Source organism: Streptomyces sp. NPDC041200, from assembly GCF_055591805.1.
Genome location: NZ_JBVIZF010000003.1, coordinates 20,143 through 45,366, shown reverse-complemented (window position 1 = coordinate 45,366; position 25,224 = coordinate 20,143). Strand labels below are relative to the sequence as shown.

At 71.8% G+C, this 25,224-nt stretch carries 25 protein-coding genes and 1 pseudogene; 15 read left to right on the top strand and 11 right to left on the bottom strand.

The genetic code is table 11. The features are described 5' to 3' along the window. Nucleotides 1-19: 19 nt before the first annotated feature. Both ACZ6CL_RS09835 and ACZ6CL_RS09830 read right to left on the bottom strand, forming a co-directional pair. Nucleotides 20-718 (bottom strand): hypothetical protein, encoded by a 699-nt coding sequence (locus tag ACZ6CL_RS09835; protein ID WP_468935162.1) that lies wholly within the window; start codon nt 716-718, stop codon nt 20-22. Between the two features lie 115 nt (nt 719-833). Then, the gene (locus tag ACZ6CL_RS09830; protein ID WP_468933469.1) at nt 834-2,159 is read right to left on the bottom strand and encodes a DUF2252 domain-containing protein; all 1,326 of its coding nucleotides are present in this window, start codon (nt 2,157-2,159) and stop codon (nt 834-836) included. Between the two features lie 227 nt (nt 2,160-2,386). Here ACZ6CL_RS09830 and dnaE point away from each other — a divergent pair, with 227 nt between their 5' ends. Continuing rightward, nucleotides 2,387-5,932: a DNA polymerase III subunit alpha gene (gene dnaE / locus ACZ6CL_RS09825; protein WP_468933466.1), complete on the top strand. Its 3,546-nt coding sequence runs from the start codon at nt 2,387-2,389 to the stop codon at nt 5,930-5,932. Nucleotides 5,933-6,005: 73 nt separating this feature from the next. Here dnaE and ACZ6CL_RS09820 read toward each other — a convergent pair whose 3' ends face one another. Then, complete coding sequence (locus ACZ6CL_RS09820; protein ID WP_385448934.1) at nt 6,006-6,173, bottom strand: hypothetical protein; 168 nt, start codon at nt 6,171-6,173, stop codon at nt 6,006-6,008. A gap of 257 nt (nt 6,174-6,430) precedes the next feature. Between ACZ6CL_RS09820 and ACZ6CL_RS09815 the strand changes: the two genes are divergently transcribed. The 4 genes from ACZ6CL_RS09815 (at nt 6,431) to ACZ6CL_RS09800 (ending at nt 10,554) form a co-directional block, all read left to right on the top strand. Then, nucleotides 6,431-7,744, top strand: a complete 1,314-nt coding sequence (locus ACZ6CL_RS09815) for an NYN domain-containing protein (protein ID WP_468933464.1) — start codon at nt 6,431-6,433, stop codon at nt 7,742-7,744. Nucleotides 7,745-7,803: 59 nt separating this feature from the next. Next, on the top strand, nt 7,804-8,823 hold the full coding sequence (locus ACZ6CL_RS09810) for an ABC transporter ATP-binding protein (RefSeq protein ID WP_468933462.1): 1,020 nt from the start codon (nt 7,804-7,806) through the stop codon (nt 8,821-8,823). A 169-nt stretch (nt 8,824-8,992) separates the two neighbouring features. Continuing rightward, on the top strand, nt 8,993-9,817 hold the full coding sequence (locus ACZ6CL_RS09805) for an ABC transporter permease (protein ID WP_468935159.1): 825 nt from the start codon (nt 8,993-8,995) through the stop codon (nt 9,815-9,817). A 59-nt stretch (nt 9,818-9,876) separates the two neighbouring features. After that, nucleotides 9,877-10,554, top strand: coding sequence for an ABC transporter permease (locus ACZ6CL_RS09800; protein ID WP_468933459.1), 678 nt, complete (start codon nt 9,877-9,879; stop codon nt 10,552-10,554). Between the two features lie 65 nt (nt 10,555-10,619). On the opposite strand, the pseudogene ybaK reads toward ACZ6CL_RS09800, so the two are convergent. The 3 genes and pseudogenes from ybaK to ACZ6CL_RS09785 all read right to left on the bottom strand — a co-directional run bounded on the left by ybaK (nt 10,620) and on the right by ACZ6CL_RS09785 (nt 13,541). Next, a pseudogene (gene ybaK / locus ACZ6CL_RS09795) lies at nt 10,620-11,131 on the bottom strand (Cys-tRNA(Pro) deacylase). A 16-nt stretch (nt 11,132-11,147) separates the two neighbouring features. Then, complete coding sequence (locus ACZ6CL_RS09790; protein WP_468933456.1) at nt 11,148-11,888, bottom strand: LON peptidase substrate-binding domain-containing protein; 741 nt, start codon at nt 11,886-11,888, stop codon at nt 11,148-11,150. Nucleotides 11,889-11,945: 57 nt separating this feature from the next. Then, complete coding sequence (locus ACZ6CL_RS09785) at nt 11,946-13,541, bottom strand: oxidoreductase (protein WP_468933453.1); 1,596 nt, start codon at nt 13,539-13,541, stop codon at nt 11,946-11,948. 155 nt (nt 13,542-13,696) lie between these two features. Between ACZ6CL_RS09785 and hisD the strand changes: the two genes are divergently transcribed. The 8 genes from hisD to hisF are packed head-to-tail and all read left to right on the top strand — an operon-like array spanning nt 13,697 to nt 19,525. Then, nucleotides 13,697-15,022, top strand: coding sequence for a histidinol dehydrogenase (gene hisD, locus ACZ6CL_RS09780; RefSeq protein ID WP_468933450.1), 1,326 nt, complete (start codon nt 13,697-13,699; stop codon nt 15,020-15,022). Then, the gene (locus tag ACZ6CL_RS09775; RefSeq protein ID WP_468933448.1) at nt 15,019-16,143 is read left to right on the top strand and encodes a histidinol-phosphate transaminase; all 1,125 of its coding nucleotides are present in this window, start codon (nt 15,019-15,021) and stop codon (nt 16,141-16,143) included. Before hisD ends, ACZ6CL_RS09775 begins: the two co-directional genes overlap by 4 nt. Further along, nucleotides 16,140-16,733 (top strand): imidazoleglycerol-phosphate dehydratase HisB, encoded by a 594-nt coding sequence (gene hisB / locus ACZ6CL_RS09770; protein WP_123108135.1) that lies wholly within the window; start codon nt 16,140-16,142, stop codon nt 16,731-16,733. Before ACZ6CL_RS09775 ends, hisB begins: the two co-directional genes overlap by 4 nt. Beyond that, nucleotides 16,734-16,898: a hypothetical protein gene (locus ACZ6CL_RS09765; protein ID WP_468933446.1), complete on the top strand. Its 165-nt coding sequence runs from the start codon at nt 16,734-16,736 to the stop codon at nt 16,896-16,898. Beyond that, complete coding sequence (hisH, locus tag ACZ6CL_RS09760; protein WP_468933444.1) at nt 16,895-17,539, top strand: imidazole glycerol phosphate synthase subunit HisH; 645 nt, start codon at nt 16,895-16,897, stop codon at nt 17,537-17,539. The genes ACZ6CL_RS09765 and hisH overlap by 4 nt, the downstream gene beginning before the upstream one ends. A 53-nt stretch (nt 17,540-17,592) precedes the next feature. Then, the gene (gene priA / locus ACZ6CL_RS09755; RefSeq protein WP_446461485.1) at nt 17,593-18,324 is read left to right on the top strand and encodes a bifunctional 1-(5-phosphoribosyl)-5-((5-phosphoribosylamino)methylideneamino)imidazole-4-carboxamide isomerase/phosphoribosylanthranilate isomerase PriA; all 732 of its coding nucleotides are present in this window, start codon (nt 17,593-17,595) and stop codon (nt 18,322-18,324) included. Further along, nucleotides 18,321-18,758 (top strand): RidA family protein, encoded by a 438-nt coding sequence (locus ACZ6CL_RS09750; RefSeq protein ID WP_468933441.1) that lies wholly within the window; start codon nt 18,321-18,323, stop codon nt 18,756-18,758. Before priA ends, ACZ6CL_RS09750 begins: the two co-directional genes overlap by 4 nt. Next, nucleotides 18,755-19,525 (top strand): imidazole glycerol phosphate synthase subunit HisF, encoded by a 771-nt coding sequence (hisF, locus tag ACZ6CL_RS09745; protein ID WP_468933439.1) that lies wholly within the window; start codon nt 18,755-18,757, stop codon nt 19,523-19,525. Before ACZ6CL_RS09750 ends, hisF begins: the two co-directional genes overlap by 4 nt. A gap of 55 nt (nt 19,526-19,580) precedes the next feature. Here the strand turns inward: hisF and ACZ6CL_RS09740 are convergent, their stop codons facing one another. Then, nucleotides 19,581-20,594: a CU044_5270 family protein gene (locus tag ACZ6CL_RS09740; RefSeq protein WP_468933437.1), complete on the bottom strand. Its 1,014-nt coding sequence runs from the start codon at nt 20,592-20,594 to the stop codon at nt 19,581-19,583. Then, the gene (locus ACZ6CL_RS09735) at nt 20,591-21,268 is read right to left on the bottom strand and encodes an RNA polymerase sigma factor (RefSeq protein ID WP_468933435.1); all 678 of its coding nucleotides are present in this window, start codon (nt 21,266-21,268) and stop codon (nt 20,591-20,593) included. The genes ACZ6CL_RS09740 and ACZ6CL_RS09735 overlap by 4 nt, the downstream gene beginning before the upstream one ends. Nucleotides 21,269-21,417: 149 nt before the next feature. On the opposite strand from ACZ6CL_RS09735, the gene ACZ6CL_RS09730 reads away from it, so the two are divergent. Beyond that, entirely contained in the window at nt 21,418-22,437 is a 1,020-nt protein-coding gene (locus ACZ6CL_RS09730; protein WP_468933432.1) for a LacI family DNA-binding transcriptional regulator, read from the top strand. 6 nt (nt 22,438-22,443) lie between these two features. On the opposite strand, the gene ACZ6CL_RS09725 is transcribed toward ACZ6CL_RS09730, so the two are convergent. After that, nucleotides 22,444-23,361: a LysR substrate-binding domain-containing protein gene (locus tag ACZ6CL_RS09725; protein ID WP_468933429.1), complete on the bottom strand. Its 918-nt coding sequence runs from the start codon at nt 23,359-23,361 to the stop codon at nt 22,444-22,446. Nucleotides 23,362-23,480: 119 nt separating this feature from the next. Between ACZ6CL_RS09725 and ACZ6CL_RS09720 the strand changes: the two genes are divergently transcribed. Next, entirely contained in the window at nt 23,481-23,804 is a 324-nt protein-coding gene (locus ACZ6CL_RS09720) for a DMT family transporter (protein ID WP_361485482.1), read from the top strand. Nucleotides 23,805-23,847: 43 nt separating this feature from the next. Here the strand turns inward: ACZ6CL_RS09720 and ACZ6CL_RS09715 are convergent, their stop codons facing one another. Next, a complete protein-coding gene (locus tag ACZ6CL_RS09715; protein WP_468933426.1) occupies nt 23,848-24,480 on the bottom strand; it encodes a TIGR03085 family metal-binding protein in 633 nt (210 codons plus the stop codon). Nucleotides 24,481-24,546: 66 nt separating this feature from the next. Then, a complete protein-coding gene (locus tag ACZ6CL_RS09710; protein ID WP_468933424.1) occupies nt 24,547-25,149 on the bottom strand; it encodes a hypothetical protein in 603 nt (200 codons plus the stop codon). Nucleotides 25,150-25,224: the final 75 nt, after the last annotated feature.

Sequence of the window (25,224 nt, the reverse complement as noted above, 5' to 3'; positions counted from 1 at the left end):
TGGAAGAGAAACGCTGTGCTCAGGCGGCGCTTGAGCAGGGCGGTCCACGACGCACGACGGAGTGCACCAGAAGGGGGAGCGCGGGGGCCGGACGCGCCGGGCGCACCGGCAGCACGGCGGGCTTCCGGGGCCGCAGGGCCGCGGTGACGACCGCGACGGCCAGCAGGAGGGGCCGGAAGGCGAACCCGGCGAGGGCCCCCAGCAGCCGCCCGCAGGCGGCCTCACCGCGCCGCAGCCAGGCCGAGGCGATCAGCCCGATGACGATGTGCACGGCGAGCAGCAGCCACGGGGTGGCGGAGCTGACGGTGGCGGACAGCGGAGTGCCACCCCCCGGATGGGTGATCCCGGCCAGCGGCGTGCCCACGTCACCGCTGCCGCAGAGCAGGTCGACGCCCATGGAGCGCAGGGGGCCGGCCACCGGGCCGCCGGACTGGCCGTAACAGGCGTCCTGGCCCGTGGTGAAGATCGTGTCGGCGGCCAGCTCCAGCGGGACCAGCAGGGCGGCGATGCCCCAGAAGCCCCGCTCCCGGCCCGCGAGCGCGTAGGCGAGGGCGAAGACGGCCACCGCGACCACCGCGACCGTGGACAGCGGCAGCGGGACGCGGGAGAGCAGCACGTGGGAAGCCGAGGACAGGGTGACGCACAGCGCTGTGAAGAGCGCCGCGCGCAGGGCCCTCAGCTGGGGCCCGGTGCCGCCCGCGACGGCGGCGCTGCCCATCCCGTCCATAAGGTCGGATTGTGCCACGTTCGCCTGTAGGAGTGACATCAAGAGTGGCATCAGGGCCGTGGGGTGCCCGCCCGGCGGACACCCCGCTGCCGCCCCGCGGCCCTGCTCAGAGCCCCGGGATGCGGCCGTTGCGGAAGAGGTCCACGAAGGTCTGGTGGTCGGCGCGGGCCTGGGCGCCGTAGGTGTGGGCGAAGTCCACCAGCAGCTCCCCGAAGCCGTCCTCGTCGGCGGCGATCACCGCGTCGATGGCGCGCTCGGTGGAGAACGGCACCAGCGAGTGGCCGCTCTGGTCGTCGGCGGCGGCGTGCATGGTGGCCGTGGCCCGCCCGAGGTCCGCGACGACGGCCGCGATCTCGGCCGGGTCGTCGATGTCGGACCAGTCCAGGTCCACCGCGTACGGCGAGATCTCGGCGACCAGCTGCCCGGCCCCGTCCAGCTCGGTCCAGCCCAGCCACGGGTCGGCGTGCGCCTGGAGCGCGCGCTGCGAGATCACCGTGCGGTGGCCCTCGTGGTGGAAGTACGCGCGGACCTGCTCGTCGGTGATGTGCCGGGAGACCGCCGGGGTCTGCGCCTGCTTCATGTAGATCACCACATCGTTCTCCAGGGCGTCGCTGTTGCCCTCCAGGAGGATGTTGTACGAGGGCAGCCCGGCGCTGCCGATGCCGATGCCCCGGCGGCCCACGACGTCCTTGACGCGGTAGGAGTCCGGACGCGCGAGACTGGACTCGGGAAGCGTTTCCAGATAGCCGTCGAAGGCGGCCAGCACCTTGTAGCGGGTCGCGGCGTCCAGCTCGATGGAGCCGCCGCCCGGCGCGAAGCGGCGCTCGAAGTCGCGGATCTCGGTCATCGAGTCGAGCAGCCCGAAGCGGGTCAGCGAGCGGGCGACGCGCAGCGCGTCCAGCAGCGGGCCCTCGGCGGTCTCCAGCGTGAAGGGCGGCACCTCGTCGTTCTTGGCGCCGGTGGCCAGCGCGTGGATCCGCTCGCGGTAGGCGGCTGCGTAGATGCGCACCAGCTCGGTGATCTTCTCGTCGCTGAGCGCCTTGGTGTAGCCGATGAGCGCGACGGAGGCGGCGAAGCGCTTGAGGTCCCAGGTGAAGGGGCCGACGTACGCCTCGTCGAAGTCGTTCACGTTGAAGACCAGACGCCCGTTGGCGTCCATGTAGCTGCCGAAGTTCTCGGCGTGGAGGTCACCGTGGATCCACACCCGGCTGGTGCGGTCGTCCAGGTACGGCCCCCCGGCGCGCTCGCGCTCCACGTCGGAGTAGAAGAGGCAGGCCGTGCCCCGGTAGAAGGCGAACGCCGAGGCGGCCATCTTCCGGAATTTCACGCGGAAGGCGGCCGGGTCGGCGGCGAGCAGCTCGCCGAAGGCGGTGTCGAAGACGGCGAGGATGTGCTCGCCGCGCTGTTCCGCCTGGGTCTGCTGGGTCGACATCGCGTAGCGCCTCCTGGGGCATGGGGATTACGGCGTGGTGACTCATACGACAGGGTGTTTTTCATCCCGTCCGGCATTCATTCCGACGTGCGTGACGAGACGGAGGATCCCGAGAGGATCACCGTCTGAGGCTACTCGCCCGCGCCCGTCCGCTGTCAGTCCGGAGGGGTAACCTTCGGTCCTGTCCCACCCAGCTGTCATCGACCGTTCGCCGGAGGTCTGCCACCGTGACCAAGCCGCCCTTCACGCACCTGCATGTCCACACCCAGTACTCGCTGCTGGACGGTGCGGCGCGGCTCAAGGACATGTTCAACGCCTGCAACGAGATGGGCATGACGCACATCGCCATGACCGACCATGGCAACCTGCACGGTGCGTATGACTTCTACCAGCAGGCGACGGGCGCCGGGGTCACCCCGATCATCGGCATCGAGGCGTATGTCGCGCCGGAGTCGCGGCGCTACAAGCGACGGGTCCAGTGGGGCCAGCCGCACCAGAAGCGCGATGACGTCTCCGGTTCCGGTGGTTACACCCACAAGACCATCTGGGCGGCGAACAAGACCGGTCTGCACAATCTCTTCCGGCTCTCCTCCGACGCCTATATGGAGGGTTACTTCGTCAAGTGGCCCCGGATGGACAAGGAGACCATCGCCCAGTGGTCCGAAGGGCTGATCGCCTCCACCGGCTGCCCGTCGGGTGAACTGCAGACCAAGCTGCGGCTCGGCCAGTTCGACGAGGCGGTGAAGGCCGCCTCCGAGTACCAGGACATCTTCGGCAAGGACCGCTATTTCCTGGAGCTGATGGACCACGGCATCGAGATCGAGCGCCGGGTCCGGGACGGGCTGCTGGAGGTCGGCAAGAAGCTGGGCATCCCGCCGCTGGTCACCAATGACTCGCACTACACCTACTCCCGCGAGTCCGTGGCGCACGACGCGCTGCTGTGCGTCCAGACCGGCAAGAACCTCTCCGACCCGGACCGCTTCCGCTTCGACGGCACCGGCTACTACCTGAAGTCCACCGAGGAGATGTACGCCATCGACTCCTCGGACGCCTGGCAGGAGGGCTGCCGCAACACCCTCCTGGTCGCCGAGCAGATCGACGCCTCCGGCTGGTTCGAGAAGCGCGACCTGATGCCGCGCTTCGACGTGCCCGAGGGGTACACGGAGGTCACCTGGTTCCAGGAGGAGGTCCGCAAGGGGATGGCCCAGCGCTTCCCCGGCGGCGTCCCCGAGGACCGGCAGAAGCTCGCCGAGTACGAGATGGACGTCATCATCCAGATGGGGTTCCCGGGGTACTTCCTCGTGGTCGCCGACTTCATCATGTGGGCGAAGAACAACGGCATCGCGGTGGGCCCCGGCCGAGGCTCCGCGGCCGGTTCGATCGTCTCGTACGCGCTGGGCATCACCGACCTCGACCCGGTCGAACACGGTCTGATCTTCGAGCGGTTCCTCAACCCCGAGCGCGTCTCCATGCCCGACGTCGACATCGACTTCGACGAGCGCAGGCGCGGTGAGGTCATCCGGTACGTCACCGAGAAGTACGGCGCCGACAAGGTCGCCCAGATCGGCACGTACGGCACCATTAAGGCCAAGAACGCGATCAAGGACTCGGCCCGGGTGCTGGGCTACCCGTACGCGATGGGTGACCGCATCACCAAGGCCATGCCCGCCGACGTCCTCGGCAAGGGCATCCCGCTCTCCGGCATCACCGACGAGAAGCACCCCCGCTACAGCGAGGCGGGCGAGGTGCGCGGGATGTACGAGAACGAGCCGGACGTGAAGAAGGTCATCGACACCGCGCGCGGTATCGAGGGCCTGGTCCGCCAGATGGGCGTGCACGCCGCGGGCGTGATCATGTCCAGCGAGACCGTGACCGACCACGTCCCGGTGTTCTCGCCGAAGAACGACGGCCAGGTCGTGACCCAGTGGGACTACCCCACCTGTGAGTCGCTGGGCCTGCTGAAGATGGACTTCCTCGGCCTCCGCAACCTCACCATCATGGACGACGCGGTCAAGATGGTCCGCGCCAACAAGGGCGTCGACCTCAAGATGCTCGACCTCACGCTGGACGACCCCAAGACCTTCGAACTGCTCTGCCGCGGTGACACCCTCGGCGTCTTCCAGTTCGACGGCGGCCCCATGCGCTCCCTGCTGCGCATGATGAAGCCCGACCACTTCGAGGACATTTCCGCCGTCTCGGCCCTCTACCGGCCCGGCCCGATGGGCATGAACTCGCACATCAACTACGCCCTGCGGAAGAACGGGCAGCAGGACATCACCCCGATCCACCCCGAGCTGGAGGAGCCCCTCAAGGAGGTCCTCGGCATCACCTACGGCCTCATCGTGTACCAGGAGCAGGTGCAGAAGGCCGCCCAGGTGCTCGCGGGGTACTCGCTCGGACAGGCCGACCTGCTGCGCCGGGCGATGGGCAAGAAGAAGCAGGAGGTGCTGGACAAGGAGTTCGTGCCCTTCCAGAAGGGCTGCCGGGAGCGCGGCTACTCCGACGAGGCCATCCAGGCGGTGTGGGACGTGCTGGTCCCGTTCGCCGGATACGCGTTCAACAAGGCGCACTCCTCCGCGTACGGCCTGGTCACCTACTGGACCGCGTACCTCAAGGCCAACTACCCCGCCGAGTACATGGCGGCGCTGCTGACCTCGGTCCGTGACGACAAGGACAAGTCGGCGGTCTACCTCAACGAGTGCCGCCGCATGGGCATCAAGGTGCTCACGCCGAACGTCAACGAGTCCGAGGCCAACTTCACCGCCCAGGGTGACGATGTGATCCTCTTCGGCCTGACGGCGGTCCGTAACGTCGGTCAGAACGTGGTGGACGCGATCATCCGCGGCCGTAAGTCCAAGGGGAAGTACACCTCGTTCCCCGACTACCTGGACAAGGTCGAGGCGGTCGTCTGCAACAAGCGCACCACGGAATCGCTCATCAAGGCGGGTGCCTTCGACGAGATGGGCCACACCCGCAAGGGCCTCACCGCGCACTACGAAACGATGATCGACAACGTGGTGGCGGTGAAGCGCAAGGAGGCCGAGGGGCAGTTCGACCTCTTCGGCGGCATGGGCGGCGAGAGCGGAGACGGGGAGGCGCCGGGCTTCGGGCTCGACATCGAGTTCTCCGACGTCGAGTGGGACAAGACGTATCTGCTCGCCCAGGAGCGCGAGATGCTCGGCCTCTACGTCTCCGACCACCCGCTCTTCGGCATCGAACACATCCTCAACGACAAGGCCGACGCCGCGATCTCCCAGCTCACCGGCGGTGAGCACGCTGATGGGGCGATCGTCACCATCGGCGGCATCATCTCCGGCCTGCAGCGCAAGATGACCAAGCAGGGCAACGCCTGGGCCATCGCGACCGTCGAGGACCTGGCCGGGTCCATCGAGTGCATGTTCTTTCCGGCCACATATCAGCTGGTCTCCACCCAGCTCATCGAGGACGCCGTGGTCTTCGTCAAGGGCCGTCTCGACAAGCGCGAGGACATTCCGCGGCTGGTCGCCATGGAGCTGATGGTCCCCGACCTGTCCGACGCGGGCACCAACGCCCCCGTGACGATCACCATTCCGACGGTCAAGGTCACCCCGCCGCTCATCGAGAAGCTCGGCGAGGTGCTGACCCACCACCGCGGCTCGACCGAAGTGCGGATCAAGCTGCAAGGGGCGCGCAAGACCACCGTGCTGCGGCTCGACCGGCACCGGGTCACCCCCGACCCGGCGCTCTTCGGCGATCTCAAGGTGCTGCTGGGAGCCTCCTGCCTGGCAGGCTGAGGACACCTCGCGGGACGACATGAGGGGCGCGCCCGCCTGCCGGGCGCGCCCCTCAACCGCTCATGGGCAGCGGTCAGTTGTGGCCGAAACTCTTCTGGCGGCCCTTGCGCGCCGTCGACGGGGAGCCCTCCGACGGCATCTGCTGGGACTGCGCTTCCCTCGGGGGCTGCTGCGTCTGGTCGGCCTGACCGCGGTTCTGCTGTTGCTGCTGCTTGCGATCGCGGTTCTTGTTCTTGCCCATGGTGGTGTGCCTCCAGTTGGGATCAGCCCCCGGGAAGAAACAGTGACACGCCTTGGTGACCCGTGCATTTCGGGCAATTACCGTGAGTGAGAAGGGCGGTCTTGCCGAGGAGACCGTATCCGCCACGCCGGTGATCCAGTTCGGACTGATAACCCCCGTACGGTCGGGCAGACTCGAAGGGAGGACGAAGAAGAGATCCGGGGCACGGCTGTGTCGGGGGGCGACCGACGACTGGACTTCAGGAAAGAGGGTGGAACGTGGACCGCTGCGTCGTCCTGGTGGACGCCGGCTATCTGCTGGGCGCCGCCGCGAGCCTGCTGGCCGGGGAGCCCGCCCGCTCCCGTATCTCCGTCGATCACGCGACCCTGATCCAGGGGCTGCGGGAGCGCGCCGAGGCCGAGACCGAGCGCCCGCTGCTCCGCATCTACTGGTTTGACGGCGCCCCCGACCGCGTACCGCAGCCCGAGCACCGGCGGCTGCGCGTGATGCCCCGCGTCACCGTCCGGCTCGGCGCGCTGACCCGCAGCGACGGCCGCTGGGCACAGAAGGGCGTGGACGCCGCCATGCACGCCGAGCTGACCGAGCTGGCCCGCAACCGCGCCTGCTCCGACATCGTGCTGGTCACCGGCGACGGCGATCTGCTGCCCGGGCTGATGTCCGCCAAGGAGCACGGCGTCGCCGTCCACCTGTGGGCGGTCCAGGCCGCCGACGGCGACTACAACCAGTCCGAGGACCTGGTCGCCGAGGCCGACGAGCGGCGCGTCCTGGACCGGGCGTGGATCACCCGCGCGGTGCGCGCCAAGGAGCTTCCCGGCCCCTGCGCCCCCACCACCGAGCCGCGCCCCGAGATCGCCGCCATCCTGGCCGCCCCGCTGCCGGAGACCGCGGCGGCGGCCGCCGCCGCGGCCGCGGGCGAGGCCCCCGTAGCGCGCAACGGCACGGCGCGTCCCACGGCGGGCACCCCGGGAGCTGCCCCCGCCGCCGGAGCGGACGACAGAGCCACCCCCGGCCCGGCCCCCGCCGCCGCGCCGGACGCCACGTCCGGGGGCGGGGCCAAGGGCGTACCCACCCCGAAGGACCTCGCGGGCCTGGGCCGCGGGCCCGCCGCCGCCAGCGGGCCCGGCGCCCAGCATCCGGCGCCCAGCGCCACCCTCCGCTGGTCCTCCGACAAGGGCTGGATCGACCGCGGCCCGGGCTCCGGGGTGGGCGAGCCGCCGGAGACCGCCAATCTGCCCATGCTGGCCCAGCTCACCAGCGCCGAGCAGCGCTGGGCCGACCGCGAGGAGGACATCACCGCCGTCAGCGGCGACCCGTTCGAGGTCGGCCAGGTCTTCGCCCGCCGCTGGATCGAGCGGCTCTCCGACGCCGCCCACCTCCACCAGCTGTCGACGGAGTACCCGCGCATCCCGCACCGGATCGACGGTGAGCTGCTGCGCTACGCCGCCCGCTTCGGTCTGCTCGCCCACAAGGACGACCAGATCGACGAGCACGACCGCTATGCGATCCGGGCCGGGTTCTGGCGCGAGATCGACCTCCGCACCGCCGCCGAGCACGCTCCGGCCGCGGAGTAGAGCGCCCGCCCGGCCCCCGCGGACGGCCGCGGGTCTTTGGGCGCGTACCCTCATAGCTCGTGAGGACGGGCGCGAAACAGGCGACGGCAGGCGATGTGGTGTGCACCGTGCGCGGCCTGGTCAAGACCTACCCCGCGGCGCGTGGCCGCCGCGGTGCGCCCGCCACGCCCGCCGTGCGGGCCAGCGACGGCATCGACCTGGACGTGGTGCGCGGTGAGGTGTTCGGGCTGCTCGGGCCCAACGGCGCCGGGAAGTCGACCCTGGTGCGCCAGCTCACCGGACTGCTGCGGCCCGACGAGGGCCAGGTCCGGGTGCTCGGCCACGACCTCGTACGCCACCCCGAGCGCGCCTCCCGCCTCCTCGCCTACCTGGGCCAGGATTCCACCGCGCTGGACGAGCTGACCGTCGCGCTCGCCGCCGAGACCACCGCGCGGCTGCGCGGGCTGGACGCACGCGCGGCCCGCGCCGAGCGGGACGCGGTGCTGGAGGAGCTGGGGCTCACCGGGATCGCCGGGCGGCCGCTCAAGAAGCTCTCCGGCGGCCAGCGCCGACTTGCCTGCGTCGCCGCCGCCCTGGTGGGGGAGCGGCCGCTGCTCGTGCTGGACGAGCCGACCACCGGGATGGACCCGGTGGCGCGGCGCGCCGTCTGGGCCGCCGTGGACCGGCGACGGGCCGAGCGCGGGGTGACCGTGCTGCTCGTCACGCACAACGTCATCGAGGCCGAGACCGTCCTCGACCGGGTCGCGGTGCTCGACCGCGGCCGGGTCATCGCCTGCGACACCCCCGCCGGGCTCAAGGCGATGGTCGCGGACGAGGTGCGGGTCGAGCTGGTGTGGCGCGCCGAGGCGCCGCTGCACATCCCCGGGGTCGCCGCGCTCCGGGACGCCGCGCACGCCTCCGGGCGGCGCTGGACGCTGCGGCTGGCCCCGGACGCGGCGCGCGCCGCGATCGCCACCGTGACCGGCGGGCCCGCCTTCGCCGCGCTGGACGACTTCACCCTCGCCACGCCCAGCCTGGAGGACGTGTACGTGGCGCTGGGCGGCCGTACGGACGGGGCGGAGGGGCTGGTGAAGACGTGAGGGACGGCATGCGGTACGGCTTGAGGGGGCGGCACCCGGTGAACACGGACGTGGTCAGGTCCGTAACCAAGCCGGGAACGCGTCGTAGGTCAGACGTACACAAGCCGCACGGAGACGGAAGAGGAGCAGCGCAGACGTGAGTGTCGTGCCCGCGCAGGCCATGCCCGGCATGCCGAAGGCCGGTGCGCCGGCCCAGGAGGCCGGTGCCGCCGTGCCCCGGCCAGCCGACGGCGTCCCCGCCCCGCTCGCGGCCTCCGCGCGGCTGCTGCCCGCCCTGGCCGCGGTCTACCGGGCGCAGCTGTCGCGGGCGCGGGTGGCCCGGATCCCGCTGCTGTTCGTGGCGACATTCCAGTCCGTCGGGATCATGGTCCTGATGCGTGGCGTGGTGGACGAGGGCGGCGGCGCGGCGCGCTCCGTGGTGGCCGGGTCGAGCGTGCTCGTCGTGGCCTTCGTGGCGCTCAACCTGCTCGCGCAGTACTTCGGCCAGCTCCGGGCGAGCGGCGGGCTTGACCACTACGCGACGCTGCCGGTGCCGCCCGCCGCGGTGGTGCTGGGCGCGGCCGCCGCGTACGCCTCCTTCACCGTGCCCGGGACGGCCGTCACCGCGGTCGTCGGCAGTGCGCTGTTCGAGCTGCCGATGGGCCACTTGTGGGTGCTCGCGGCGGTGATCCCGCTCTCCGGCGCCGCCCTCGCGGGTCTGGGCGCGGCCCTCGGACTGCTCGCGCCGCGCCAGGAACTGGCCACGCTGTGCGGGCAGTTGGGGATGTCGGCAGCGCTGCTGCTGGGAGTGCTGCCCGCCGACCGGATGCCGGAGGTAGTGTCGTACGCGCGTGATCTGCTGCCCTCGACGTACGGTGTGGAGGCCCTGGCCCGGTCCTTCGACGGGCAGCCCGACTGGCTGGCGGTCTGCGCCGACCTCGGGGTGTGCGCGGGGGTGGCCGTGGTGTCGCTCGCCGCAGCGACCTGGGCCTATCGCCGGGCCGCCGTACGGTGACGCGCCGCAGCGGACCTCCCGCCGACCGAAGTACGCCGTCCAACTGGCACGATGACGGGGTGACCGCACCGTTGACGCCACATGATCAGCCCTCGCCGCACGACGGCTCCGAGCACGGGCAGCCCGCACCGGGCGAACCGGCCGCGCAGGGGCCCCCCGATCCCTATCCCGCCGAGGAGGCCGAGCGCGCCGAGCACTCCGAACCGGGGGAGGAGCTGCGGACCGAGATGGTGCAGGCCTCCGTGGTGGCGATCGCGGTGGCGGTCGCGGGGGTGCTGCTCGGGCTGGTGTGGCTGTGGCTGGCGCCCCGGGTGCCGCTGATCTCGGACGGCAAGGCCGTCTTCCTCAAGAATTCGGAAGGTGAGGACGCGATCGGCGCGGACGGGGTGTTCGTGCTGGCCGCGCTGGCCTTCGGCCTCGTCTCGGCGCTGCTGACCTTCCTGTTCTGCCGCCGCGGCGGGGTCGCCCTGGTGGTCGGGCTGGCCATCGGCGGCGTCCTCGGCTCGGTGATCGCCTGGCGGCTGGGCGTCTGGCTCGGGCCGTCCGCTGACGTCGTGGCGCACGCCCGGCAGGCCGGCAAGGGCGTCACGTTCGACGCGCCGCTGAAGCTGAACGCGAAGGGCGCGCTGCTGGCCTGGTCGGTGGCCGCGATGGTCGTGCACCTGGCCCTGACCGGCCTGTTCGGCCCGCGCGACGAGGAGCCGGAGCCCTACTACCAGGGCTCGGCCCAGGCATAACGCCCCCCGCGCCCTCGCGGGGCCGCTCCGACCCTCGCGGGGCCGCTCCGACCCTCGCGGGGCCGCTACGTGTCGAACCGCGCGATCGGCGCGACCACCGCGTCCGTCAGCGACGCCAGGTCCTTCGGCGACAGCTCGACCTCCAGCCCCCGGCGGCCCGCCGAGACGCAGACCGTCTCATGGCCGTCGGCGGAGGCGTCAGCGCGGTCGGCAGCCGCTTGCGCTGGCCGAGCGGGGAGATGCCGCCGCGCACGTAGCCCGTGGTGCGCTCCGCCGCCGCCGGGTCCGCCATGGCGGCACGCTTGCCGCCGACCGCGGCGGCGAGCGCCTTGAGGTCGAGCGAGGCCGATACGGGCACGATGGCGACCGTGAGGCGGTCGTCGACGCTCGCGACGAGGGTCTTGAACACCCGCCCCGGCTCCACGCCCAGCGCCCGCGCCGCCTCCTCGCCGTACGAGGGGGCGGCCGGGTCGTGGTCGTAGGAGTGCACGGTGAAGGCCGTGCCCGCCGCGGTGAGGGCGGTGGTGGCGGGCGTTCCGGCGGTTCCGGTGGAGTTCTTCTTGGTCTTCTTCGCCATATCCGATGAGGGCGTGTCAGTTGGGGCTGGTGGGGCGCCGGGTGAGTTCGACGGCGGGCAGGGACGGGAGCTTACCGATGACCGCGCTCTCGGCGCGCAGCAGTTTCAGCTCCTCGGCCAGCCGGCTCGCCGTATCGGGCGCCTGGAGCAGCCGCTGCTTGGCCGGGGTGTCGAGCACCGCGGCCGCCGCGACCAGATAGGAGAGCACCGAGGGCTCGCCCGGCAGGTCCTGCTCGGTGGCGAGGGTGCGCTCCCGGGCGCCCGCGAGCCGCTTCTGGTACGTACGGAAAGCCCGTACCACCCCGGAGGCCAGTGCTCCGGCGCCGTCGCCCGGCTCCTCCTCCAGCTCGTTGACCTCGCCCACCAGATAGGGGCCCGTGGCGTCCACGGACAGCAGCTCGAAGCGGGTGGTGCCGGTGGCCAGCACCTCGAAGGTGCCGTCCTCCTGCTCCCGGATGGTGGCCGCGTCCGCGACACAGCCCACCCCGTAGAACGATGTGGCCGGGTCCGGGCCGAAGCCCGCCGCCGGGCCCGGGTCGGGCGCCGGCGCCGACTCCGGGAGGCCGATCGCGCTGGGCGCGACCTCGTGGCCGTCCCTGATGGCGATCACCCCGAACCGGCGCGGTTCGTCCTCGGGCAGCGCCGAAAGATCGCGCATCAGGGAGCGGTACCGCTGTTCGAAGACGTTCAGGGGCATGACGAGCCCCGGGAACAACACCGTGTTCAGCGGGAAGAGCGGAAGGCGCGCGGAGGTCACGGGGCGTAAGCCTAATGGCCGCGCGTGGGTCTCTTCACGGGCGGCGCCCGCGGCCGGTCACTGGCGGCGCAGCAGCCGGGACGCACCGGCGGCGACCGTGGTGGCCAGCACCCAGCCGAGCAGGATCATCACGATGGACGCCCACTGGACCGCGCCCGCCGGTTTCCAGTAGCCGTCCATGCCCAGGTTGATGACCGGGATCAGCAGGTCGAGCGTATAGAGCGAGGCGTTCCAGTACGGGGTCTCACCGGGCTTGAGGGCGTCAGGTCTGTTGTGTGCGAAGAACACCGAGCCGACGGCCCACAGCACCGCCATCCACACCGCCGCCCGGCCGGGCCGGTAGCCGTAGGCCACGGTCCAGTCCTGCAGATAGCCCCACATCTTCCCGGCGAGCGGCAGCGTCTCGCGGCGCCGCCGCTGCTTGGCGAGCAGCACCTCGCGCGCGTCGGCGTCCTCGCCGCTGGCCCGCATCGTGTTGGCCAGCATCTCGTACGGCTCGGGCGCGTACTCGGGGGTCGCGGCGGCCACCCACTCCAGCCGCCGGGACAGCGGGAAGTGACCGCGCGGGATCAGGTTCTCGTAACTGAAGCCCGCCATGGTCAGCCCGCCCGGGCCCGGCCAGCTGACCGACTTGTCGACCAGGTTGACCACCCGGGCGCCGGACAGGATCACCCGGCCGCGCTGCGGCCGCTCGCCCAGGAAGCGCAGCTCGGGCGTCTGCACCCGGCGCAGCGACAGCTCCTGGTCGTTCTCCATGACGAAGCGGGCCTGGTCGAAGTCGATGGCGTCGCCGATGCGTCCGTCGTCCAGCCGGATGCCGCCCTCGCATTCGAAGCGCTGGATGCGGGTGCCGCGGCTCGGCGTGCTGGTGGTGCCGTACGGCGGCGTCGAACCGCTGGAGTAGGTGCTCAGCCCGCCCGCGGTGAGGTACAGGCTGCGCTCCACGGTCAGCTGCGGCGCGTTCAGCGCGCGCCGCCCGTACGGATTGCGCAGGCGGCTGCCGCGCAGGCTGAGCGACACGCCGATCTGGGCGCCGCGCAGACTGATCTCGCCGTACGACTCGATCATGTCGGCCTGGAAGTCCTGCGCCACGGTCAGCCCGTCGGCCGTGATCGACATGCCCCGGCGGTCCCGGCGCACGATCAGCTGGTTCAGCAGTAAATCGGTGCCGATGTGGGCGTCGGTGAGCCGGATGCCGTGGTCGACCACGCAGCGCGGCAGATGCAGATCGCCCTCGGTGCTCAGCCGGGCCGCCTCCAGCCGGGGGAGTGAGCAGCCCACCAGGCGGAGGGTGGTGAAGTTCGACTCGGGGAGCAGCACCTCCCGCTCGAAGCGGCAGTTCTTCAGCTCCACGTACGGGTCGATGGTGCCACCGGCCAGGTCGAGGGTGCCGGTGATGTGCACCCCGTTGAGCTTGAGCGCCGCGACCCGGCCCGGCTGGGCCGCCGGCCCGTCCAGCAGCAGCAGGGCGACGACGCGGGCGCGCACGCTGCGCTCCGGGCCCCAGGCGTACGGGCCGGACGGATCGTTTCGCTGGGGGTGGGAGGTGCGCAGATCGTGGGTGCTGCCGTTGCGGAACGCCTGCCACATGCCCCACTCGGCGGTGGTCAGGTCCAGCCCCGGGGGAGGATCGCCGTCGTGTGGCTCGGTCACTGCCGTGTGCCTCCTGTCCTCCGTATCCCCGTACGGATCCACATTCCCGCTGAGTAACCGCTTGAACGCCAACGGTCAGGATCAACTTAGGGGGTCCGTATCACTCACTGATACGGGGGATAGGAGGCCGGAACACGTCTGAGACAATTGATCGCGTGATCTCCCGTATCGATCTGCGCGGCGCCGCCTTCCCGGAAGGCGGAATCGACCGCGACCTGCTGCCCCGTGCCGAGCTGGACGTCGAGGCCGCCCTGGAGAAGGTGCGGCCCATCTGCGACGACGTGCGCCATCGCGGCACCGCTGCACTGATCGAGTACGCGCATCGTTTCGACGGCGTGACCATGGAGCGGGTGCGGGTGCCCGCCGAGGCGCTGACCCGCGCCCTGGAGGAGCTGGACCCGGCCGTGCGCGCGGCCCTGGAGGAATCCATCCGTCGGGCCCGGCTGGTCCACCGCGAGCAGCGGCGCGCCGACCACACCACGCAGGTCGTGCCGGGCGGCACGGTCACCGAGCGCTGGGTGCCGGTCGAGCGGGTCGGGCTGTACGCACCGGGCGGGCGGTCCGTCTATCCGTCGTCCGTCGTGATGAACGTGGTGCCCGCGCAGGAGGCCGGGGTCGCCTCGATGGCCGTCGCCTCCCCGCCGCAGGCCGAGTTCGACGGGCTGCCGCACCCCACCATCCTGGCGGCCTGCGCGCTGCTCGGTGTCGACGAGGTGTACGCGGCGGGCGGCGCCCAGGCGGTCGCGATGTTCGCGTACGGCACCGAGGAGTGCCGTCCGGTCGCCATGGTCACCGGGCCCGGCAACATCTGGGTCGCCGCCGCCAAGCGGCTGCTCAAGGGCCGGATCGGCATCGACGCCGAGGCCGGGCCGACCGAGATCGCGATCCTCGCCGACGCCACCGCCGACCCGGTGCACGTCGCCGCGGACCTCATCAGCCAGGCCGAGCACGACCCGCTGGCAGCGTCCGTCCTGGTCACCGACTCCGAGGAGCTGGCCACCGCGGTCGAGAAGGAGCTGGAGGTCCAGGTCGCGGCCACCAAGCACGTCGAGGACCGGATCGCCCCGGCGCTGGCCGGGCGGCAGTCCGGCATCGTGCTGGTCGACGGCCTCGACCAGGGCCTCGCGGTGGTCGACGCGTACGCGGCCGAGCACCTGGAGATCCAGACCGAGGACGCGGCGGCGGTCGCGGCCCGGGTGCGCAACGCCGGGGCGATCTTCGTCGGCGCGTACGCACCGGTGTCGCTCGGCGACTACGCGGCGGGCTCCAACCACGTCCTGCCCACCGGCGGCTGCGCCTGCCACTCCTCCGGCCTGTCGGTGCAGTCCTTCCTGCGCGGCATCCACGTCGTGGACTACACCCGCGAGGCGCTGGCCGAGGTCGCGGGCCATGTGGTGACGCTCGCCGACGCGGAGGACCTGCCCGCGCACGGCGCGGCGGTGAAGGCACGGTTCGACTGGAAGGTACCTGGGAGCAAGTGACCGGCAACCCCTCGGTGTCCCCCTGGGACGAGCTGCCCATCCGCGACGAGCTGCGCGGCAAGACCCCGTACGGCGCGCCGCAGCTGGACGTGCCCGTACGGCTGAACACCAACGAGAACCCGTATCCGCTGCCCGAAGCGCTGGTCGAGCGCATCGCCGAGCGGGTCGCCGAGGCGGCCCGCCAGCTCAACCGCTACCCGGACCGGGACGCGGTCGAGCTGCGCACCGAGCTGGCCCGCTACCTCACCCGTACGGCGGGGCTCGCGGTGGCGCCCGAGCAGGTGTGGGCGGCCAACGGCTCCAACGAGGTGCTGCAGCAGCTGCTCCAGACCTTCGGCGGGCCCGGGCGCACCGCGATCGGCTTCGAGCCCTCGTACTCGATGCACGCGCTGATCTCGCGCGGCACCGGCACCGGCTGGATCTCCGGCCCGCGGAACGACGACTTCACCATCGATGTCGGGGCCGCGTGCCAGGTGATCGCCGAGCGCAGGCCCGACGTCGTCTTCATCACCTCGCCGAACAACCCGACGGGCACCGCGGTCGAGGCCGACACGGTGCTCGCGCTGTACGAGGCGGCGCAGGCCGCGAAGCCCTCGCTGGTCGTGGTGGACGAGGCGTACGCCGAGTTCAGCCACCGCCCGTCGCTGCTGCCGCTGATCGAGGGGCGGCCGCATCTGGTGCTCTCCCGGACGATGTCCAAGGCGTTCGGCGCCGCCGGGCTGCGGCTCGGCTACCTCGCCGCCGACCCCGCCGTGGTCGACGCCGTCCAGCTGGTGCGGCTGCCGTACCACCTGTCCGCCGTCACCCAGGCCACCGCGCTGGCCGCCCTGGAGTACACCGATACGCTCCTCGGGTACGTCGACGCGCTCAAGACCGAGCGCGACCGGCTGGTGCGGGAGCTGCGCGCCGTGGGCTGCGACGTGACCGACTCGGACGCCAATTTCGTCCAGTTCGGACGCTTCGAGGACGCCCACGCGGCCTGGCAGACCCTGCTGGACCACGGCGTCCTGGTCCGGGACAACGGCGTACCGGGCCGACTGCGGGTCACCGCGGGCACCCCCACCGAGAACGACGCGTTCCTCGACGCGGTTCGCGAGCTGATGAAGGAGAGAAGCGCATGACCCGCGTGGGACGCGTGGAGCGCACGACCAAGGAGACCTCGGTCGTCGTCGAGATCGACCTCGACGGCACCGGCCAGGTCGATGTGTCGACGGGTGTCGGCTTCTACGACCACATGCTCGACCAGCTCGGCCGCCACGGCCTCTTCGACCTCACGGTCAAGACCGAGGGCGACCTGCACATCGACACCCACCACACCATCGAGGACACCGCCCTCGCGCTCGGCGCCGCCTTCAAGCAGGCGCTCGGCGACAAGATGGGCATCTACCGCTTCGGCAACTGCACCGTGCCGCTCGACGAGTCGCTGGCCCAGGTGACCGTCGACCTCTCCGGCCGCCCGTACCTCGTGCACACCGAGCCGGAGAACATCGCGCCGATGATCGGCACGTACGACACCACGATGACGCGGCACATCCTGGAGTCCTTCGTGGCCCAGGCGCAGGTAGCCCTGCACGTCCACGTGCCGTACGGGCGCAACGCCCACCACATCGTGGAGTGCCAGTTCAAGGCGCTCGCCCGGGCGCTGCGGTACGCGAGCGAGCGCGACCCGCGCGCCGCCGGAATCCTCCCCTCCACGAAGGGCGCCCTCTGAATGAACGGCCTGTCGACCGTCTTCATCCTGCTCGGGCTGTTCCTTCTCGGCGGAGTCATCTCCTTCGCCAAGCAGGGGCTGCCCAAGGGCGTGACCGTGCTGCTGGGAGTGGGCGCCACGATGGCGCTGCTGGCCGGGATCCTGCGGCTGGAGGTCTGGAATTGAGCGGCTCCGCCAAGAAGATCATCGTCTTCGACTACGGCTTCGGTAACGTCCGCTCCGCCGAACGGGCCCTCGCCCACGCCGGGGCGGACGTCGAGATCAGCCGCGACTACGACAAGGCCATGGCCGCCGACGGCCTCCTCGTCCCCGGCGTCGGCGCCTTCGACGCCTGCATCAAGGGGCTGCGCGAGGTGCGCGGCGACTGGATCGTGGGGCGGCGGCTGGCCGGGGGCCGCCCGGTCATGGGCATCTGCGTCGGCATGCAGATCCTCTTCGGCCGCGGCATCGAGCACGGCGTCGAGGCCGAGGGCCTGGACGAATGGCCCGGCACCGTCGAACCGCTGCGCGCCCCCGTCGTCCCCCACATGGGCTGGAACACGGTCACCGCGCCCGGCGACTCGCAGCTCTTCGCGGGGCTGGACAAGGAGGAGCGCTACTACTTCGTGCACTCCTACGCCGTCCGCACCTGGGAACTGGAGGTCGGCAACGCGCACATGCCCGGCCCGAAGGTCAGCTGGACGACCCACGGCGAGCCGTTCGTGGCCGCCGTGGAGAACGGCCCGCTGTGGGCCACCCAGTTCCACCCCGAGAAGTCCGGCGACGCCGGGGCCCGCCTGCTGCGCAACTGGCTCGACACGCTCTGACCGGCCCGCCCCGCCCGCACCCGCCCGTCCCGTACGCACCGTAAGGTTCCCGCATGCCAACGCACCGCCTCGAACTCCTCCCCGCCGTCGACGTCCGCGACGGCCAAGCCGTCCGCCTCGTCCATGGCGAGTCCGGCTCCGAGACGTCGTACGGCGACCCGATGGAGGCCGCCCTCGCCTGGCAGCGGGCCGGGGCCGAGTGGCTGCACCTGGTGGACCTCGACGCCGCCTTCGGCACCGGGGACAACCGCGAGCAGATCGCCCAGGTCGCCCGCGCCATGGACCTCAAGGTCGAGCTGTCCGGCGGCATCCGCGACGACGCCTCGCTCACCGCCGCCCTCGCCACCGGCTGCACCCGCGTCAACCTCGGCACCGCCGCCCTGGAGACCCCCGAGTGGGTCGCCAAGGTCATCGCCGAGCACGGCGACAAGATCGCCGTCGGCCTCGATGTCCGCGGCACCACCCTGCGCGGCCGCGGCTGGACCCGCGACGGCGGCGACCTGTACGAAACCCTCGCCCGCCTCGACTCCGAGGGCTGCGCCCGCTACGTCGTCACCGACATCGCCAAGGACGGCACCCTCCAGGGCCCCAACCTGGAGCTGCTGCGAGGCGTCTGCGCCGCCACCGACAAGCCCGTCGTCGCCTCCGGCGGCGTTTCCTCGCTCGATGACCTGCGCGCCCTTGCGACCCTGGTACCGGAAGGTGTCGAGGGCGCCATCGTGGGCAAGGCGCTCTACGCCAAGGCGTTCACCTTGGAAGAGGCGTTGGAGGCGGTATCCGCATGACCTCACCCGATAGCTCAGCCGACACGTCGCCCGGGACGACCGGGCGGCGGGTCCAGACCGGCAGCCCCTGGGAAGAAAGCATCGGATTCGCCCGCGCCGTCGAGGCCGGGGACCTGGTGGTCGTCTCCGGGACCATGCCGCTCGCGGAGCACGGCGTACTGGAGGGCGAGGGCGACCCGTACGAGCAGACGCACGCTGCCTTCCGGCACGCCCTCGACGCGCTGAAGGAGTTCGGCCTCGGGGTCGAATCGGTCATCCGCACCCGCATGTACCTCACCCACGCCCGCGACGTGGACGCGGTGGGCCGCGCCCACAAGGAGATCTTCGACGCCGTACGCCCGGCCGCGACCCTCGTCGTGGTGTCCGGCTTCGTCGACTCGCGCGTGCTGGTGGAAGTCGAACTGGAAGCATTCCGAGGAGCCCGAGCGTCATGACCCTGGCGGTCCGAGTCATCCCCTGCCTGGACGTGGACAACGGACGGGTCGTCAAGGGCGTCAACTTCCAGAACCTGCGGGACGCCGGTGACCCCGTCGAGATGGCCCGGATCTACGGCCAGGAGGGCGCCGACGAGCTGACCTTCCTCGACATCACCGCCTCCTCCGGCGACCGCGAGACCACCTACGACGTGGTGCGCCGCACCGCCGAGCAGGTCTTCATCCCGCTGACCGTGGGCGGCGGCGTCCGCACCACCGAGGACGTCGACAAGCTGCTGCGCGCCGGGGCGGACAAGGTCGGCGTCAACACCGCGGCCATCGCCCGGCCCGAGCTGATCCGGGAGATCGCCGAGCGCTTCGGCAGCCAGGTCCTGGTCCTGTCGGTGGACGCCCGCCGCTGTCCTGAGGGGACGGCGACGGAGTCCGGCTACGAGGTCACCACCCACGGCGGCCGCCGCGGCACCGGCATCGACGCCGTCGAGTGGGCCCACCGCGCGGCCGAGCTGGGCGCCGGGGAGATCCTGCTGAACTCGATGGACGCGGACGGCACCAAGGACGGCTACGACACGGCGATGATCGAAGCCGTCCGCGCGCACGTCACCATCCCCGTCATCGCCAGCGGCGGCGCGGGCAAGCTCGGCGACTTCGCCCCGGCGGTCGCGGCGGGCGCGGACGCGGTGCTGGCCGCCTCCGTCTTCCACTTCGGCGACCTGCGCATAGGCGAGGTCAAGGGCGCGCTGCGGGACGCGGGGCACCCGGTCCGCTGAGGTACGTCACGGCAGCGGGGGACCACCGGATGGTGACCCCCCGCCGCGTCGCGTATCAGCTGGCCGGCCGCTCGCGGTAGTGGTCGACGATCCCGCGCTTCAGGACGGCGAATTCCGCCAGCATGTCGCCCTTCTTGCCCGCCCCGAAGTCCTTCGTCCGGTAGCTGCGCTCGCCGAGGTAGGTGAGGCTGTCCCGGTCGAAGACCCACTCGGTGATGATCCCCGTCCGCTTGTCGACGCGGGCGATGCCGACCCCATGGCGGCCCGCCGCGTCCACCGCGTCACCGAGCCGCTTCACCCCGGGGATCTTCGCGGCGGCCTTGTAGAGGGCAGCGGCGTTCCGCGGCGGCATCACCGTCCCCACCAGGGAGCCGATCTGCTCGAAGACGGCCTGTGCCTTCTCCTGCCCCTCGTTCGCCTCGGTCATCCGGTCCAGCTCCTTGAGCAGGACGTCCGGGTCGGTCGGCAGGGACGCCAGCCACTGGTACGTGGCACGGTTGATGCCCGCCGGAGACCCGCCGAGTTCGTATGTGTTGCCGTAGTCCCCGTTCTCATAAAACTCGCCGGTCTTGTGGATCCGCTTCGCCTGTTGCGACTTCCAGACCTCGAGCTTGTTCAGCGGATCCATGGTGGAGGAGCCGTCCTCCTTCATCTCGGCCCCCGCCGTCAGGCTCTTGACGTAGACGAACTGGTCCTGGCGCACCGGCTCGACGTCCGACTTCGCGGCGGTCCCGGCGATCCGGTCGAGCAGGACGGTGGCGGTCTCGCGCGGCTGGGCGGTGGTGTCGCCGGACCCCCCGCCCCCGGTGAAGGCGACGGCCAGTACCCCGGCCAGCGCCAGCCCCGCGGCGGGCATCAGCACGGCCGGGCGCAGCAGCCGCGGCCGGGCCTTCGGGGCGGCAGCAGCGTTCTTCTGGTGGTCGTCATCGATGAGCTGCATCAAACGGTCCTTGTGGTGGAGGTACGGAGCGGAGGGCACGTCCCGCTCTCCCGGGACGGGAGGAAGCAGCCGGGCGAGTTCCTCGCACGCGGTGTCCTCGTACGCGGCGTCCTCGCGCTCGGGCCTCATCGGGGGTCCTCCTGAAACTCCTGAAACGGCAGGGCCGCGAACGCGGCCTCGCGCTGTACCTCTCCGCGACGGTGGGGCGGTTCCGTCTTTTCCTTCTTCTCCTGTTTTTTCGGGGTTCCCTTCTTCGCTTCCGCGAGCCGCTGTTCGGCGAGCTTGCGCAGCCGGGTGCGGGCCCGGGACAGCCGGGAGCGCACCGTCCCCACCGGGATGCCCATCGCCTCGGCCGCCTGCGCGTAGTCCAGGCCCGACCACACGCACAGCGCCAGCACCTCCTGCTCGCCGCGCCGCAGCCGGCCGTAGACCTCGCGCACGGCGGCCAGTTGGCGGGCGTCGTCGATCCGGCCCGCGGTTTCCTCCGCGAAGTCCGACACCGGGGCGGGCGCCGGACGCCGGGCCAGAAACGCCAGCCGCCGCCCGATGCCCCGGTTGGCGTTGCGCGCCTTGTTGGTCGCCACGCCCAGCAGCCAGGGCTTCAACGAACCGTCGCCCGGCTCCAGTTGCCGCCGGCCCCGCCAGGCGTCGAGGAACGTATCCCCCATCACCTCCTCCGCCACCGACCAGTTACCGGTCAGCCGGAAGGCATGGTTGTAGACGCTCCGCGCGTGCTCCGCGTACAACTCCGCGAACGCCTCGCGGTCCCCCGCCCGTATCCGCTCGCGCAGGCCCTCAGTCATGTCGTTTACACCTCACACCCCTGCCTCTCCGCAGGGTGCGGCGGGTTCCCGTGACCTGTGCCACACGGGGTCGTGACGTGGGTCTCTCACCGGGGCCCTGTATCGTGGAGAGATTAGTACGTTCTAGGTCGGAAGCAGGAGTGACGGGAGTGACTGAGGAGGCGGGCGGCGGGCGGCCGACCATGGCCGATGTGGCACGGGCCGCCGGTATCTCCACGGCGCTGGTCTCCATCGTGATGCGCGGTGTCCCGGGAGCCAGCGACGCCACCCGGAAACGGGTGCTGAGGATCGCCGACGAGATGGGGTACGTCCCCGACCAGCGCGCCCGCAAGCTGCGCCAGAGCAGTTCACGGCTGCTCGGCGTCACCTTCGAACTCCAGCAGCCCTTCCACGGCGACCTCGTGGAACAGATCTACGCCGCCGCGGCCCGGCGCGGCTACGAGGTGACGCTCAGCGCCGTGGCGCCCAGCCGCGACGAGACCACCGCGGTGGGCGCCCTGCTGCGGGAGCGCTGCGAGGCGGCCGTCCTGCTGGGCAGCCGCCTCGGCGCGGAGGAGCTGACCCGGCTGGCCCGGCGGCTGCCGACGCTGCTGGTCGCCCGCCACACCGACGTACCGGGCGTGGGCGTCGTACGCGGCGACGACCACGCGGGGGTCGCGCTCGCCGTCGACCACCTCGCCGCCCTCGGCCACCGGCGCGTCGCGCACATCGACGGGGCGGGCGCCCCCGGAAGCTCCGACCGGCGGCTGGGCTTCCTGGAGGCCATGGGGCGGCACGGGCTCCAGGACTCGGCCGAGGTGCTGACCGGCGGGCTCACCGAGACCGCGGGGGCGGAGGGCATGCGCTATCTGCTGGCCCGGGAGACCCCGCCCACGGCCGTCGTGGCCTTCAACGACCGCTGTGCCACGGGCGTGCTGGACGTGCTCGGACGGGAGGGCCGCGCGGTCCCGGGAGAGATCTCGGTGGTCGGGTACGACGACTCGCGGCTGGCCAAGTTCCCGCATGTACGGATGACCACGGTCTCGCAGGACGCGGCCCGGCTCGCGGAGGCCGCGGTGAACGGGGCGCTGGACCAGGTCGCGGGCCAGGAGGCGGCCGAGCGCGTCTTCGCGCCGCACCTGGTGGAGCGCGCCACGACGGGTCCGGCCCCGAGGGAGCCCCGGACCTAGAACGTACTAGGCCCCCGGCTGGAGCGGCGGATCCTCGATGTCCTGTCGGATCAGCCACTGCACGAACGTGCGCCCCTCCGGTGTCATATGGGCCTCGCCCTCCCGCCGCAGCAGATAGTGCGACTGACGCAGCGGCACCAGCCGGTCGTGGAGCATCACCAGCCGCCCCTCGCGCACGGCGGCGCGGGCGAAGCGCTCGGGGACCAGGGCGCAGTGCAGACCGGAGGCGGCGAACTGGGTCGCGGCCACGGTGGTGTCGAGCGTGATGGTCGCCTCCGCGCCCCGCGAGGGCGGCGGCGTGTGCGGGAACAGCCGCTGCCAGAGGTCGTCGTAGCCGATGACGTGCACCCGCGGCCGGTGCTCCAGATCGGCGGGCCCGGTCAGCGGTCCGTACGCCTCCAGATGGGCGGGGGAGCCGACCACCACGGCCTGGTCCTCGTGCAGCAGATCGGCGGTGAACCCGGCCCAGCGGCCGTTGCCGTGCCGGACTTCCAGGTCCACTTCGTGCGGCGGGACCTCGTTGGCCCAGATCGCGGTCACCACCCGCAGGTCGATGTGCGAGTAGTCGTCGTGGAAGGCCTGCAGGCGGGGCACCAGCCAGGTCATCGCGTACGACACCTGCACCCGCACGGTCAGCCGCCCGCGCCCGGCCGCCTGGCCGAACAGCCCGGTGGTGCCCGTCGCCAGATCATCGAACGCGCCCCGGACGGTGGGCAGATACGCCTGCCCCATCGGCGTCAGCCGGATGCTGCGCGCCTGGCGCTCGAACAGGGCGATCCCCACGTGGGCCTCCAGCACCCGGATGCGCTGGCTCACCGCCGAGGCCGACAGGCCCAGCTCATCGGCGGCCGCCGCGATGCTGCCGAGCCGCGCGGTCGCCTCGTAGGCCAGCAGTCCGGGCAGCGGGGGAAGGGGCGTACGCACGTCCGGTGACGCTACGCGGCGCCTTGTCGGCCGGGCAATGGCGAGCAACACATTTCGGGGGTCTCAGGCCCCTGCCGACAGGTTTGACGTGCACTTCTCACCGCTCGGAGACTGTCCGCATGGCCTACCTCCTCCTTCTGGCCGCCATCACCGCCGAATTGATCGGCACGAGTCTCCTCAAATCCACCGCGGGCTTCTCCCGCCCCGGGCCCGCCCTCGCCTGCCTCGCCTCCTACGCGGTGGCGTGCTTCCTGCTGGCGCGGGCGATCCACGACGGGATGCAGGTCGGGGTGGGTTACGCCCTGTGGTCGGGCCTCGGCACGGCCCTCATCGTGGTGATCGGTCTGCTCTTCCTGGGCGAACCGCTCACCGCGGCGAAGGCGCTCGGCGTGGCCCTGGTGATCGGCGGCGTCGTCACGCTCAATCTCGGCAGCACGCAGTGACCCCGCGCCGGGCCGGCACCCCCTAGTGCTCAGACGCCAGTGCTCAGACGCCGAGCTTGGCGTCCCGCGCCTCGGCCACCGCCTCCTTGTCGCCGTCCAGTTCGACCCGGGCCGCCTTCTGCCGCCCGTACAGGAACAGCGCCAGCTCGCCGGGCTCGCCGGTACCCGTGACCACCGGGACGCCGCGGTGGGCGACCGCCGTGCGGCCGTCGGGGCGGCGCAGCACCAGCCCGACCGGGGACTTGCGGCCGAACACCCGCGCGACCCGCTCGATCCGGGACCACAGCGCGTCGGCGAAGACCGGGTCGATCTCGCGCGGCGTCCAGTCCGGGCGGGCGCGGCGGACGTCCTCGGCGTGGACGTAGAACTCGACCGTGTTGGCCGCCTCGTCCACCTGCTTCATCGCGAAGGGCGACATCCGCGGCGGGCCGGTGCGGAAGAGCTGCACCAGCTCCTCGTACGGCTTCGCGGTGAACTCGGCCTGCACCCGGGTCAGCCGCTGGGCCAGCGGCTTGATCACCAGGCCACCGGCCGCGTCGGCGCGGCGCTCGCGCACCACGAGGTGGGCCGCCAGATCGCGGGTGGTCCAGCCCTCGCACAGCGTCGGGGCGTCAGGGCCCGCGTTCTCCAAGAGATCGGCGAGGAGCAGTCGTTCGCGCTTCGCGTGAGTGGACATACCGACCACCCTACGGCCGGCACCCGCCGCCCGCCATGAGAAGCGACCCGGATATTACTCCGGGTACTACTCCGGGATGGGCTCGCTCAGCTTGGCGCCGTCCTTGCCCGTGCTCACCGTCAGCGCGCAGGAGACCCGGTCCTTGCCGTGCTCCGTATACGTGCCCAGGGCCGGGTAGAGCGCGTAGTAGTAGTACACCCGGCCGTCGTTGGGGACGCTCTCCAGCCGCTTCTCGGCGTCCACCGCGCACAGCGAGAGCGCCTTGCGCTGGATCGCCCGCTCGGAGGAGAACTTCCCGGCCAGCCTCGCGTTGGTGATCACCTCGCCGTCGTGCGCGCGGGTGCACGAGCGCTTCTCGACCTTCGTCACGCTGCTGTCCATCGCCGGGTGGTCGAAGCAGGTGCCCGGCTTGAGCACGGCGTACGGCATCTTGCGGCCGGACTCCGAGGCGTCGGGGGAGGGGGCGGCCGACTGGTCGTCCCCGCCGCCCAGCGGTGCGCCCTGGCCCGGGTCCTCCTGGCCCGCCGGGGCGGACGCCGACGGCGAGGAGAGGGGGCGGTTCGGGGCGGACGGGGCGTCGGCCGCCTTGTCGCCGCCGTCGTCGTCGTCCTGCGCGCCGAGGAAGGCCACCCCGGCGACCACCGCGAGGCCCACCGCCACGCCGGTCACGAGCCCCGCGGCCCTGGAGCGCCGGGGCGGCGGACCGGCCGGGGGCGGCGGGGGCGGTCCGAAGCCGCCGTGGAG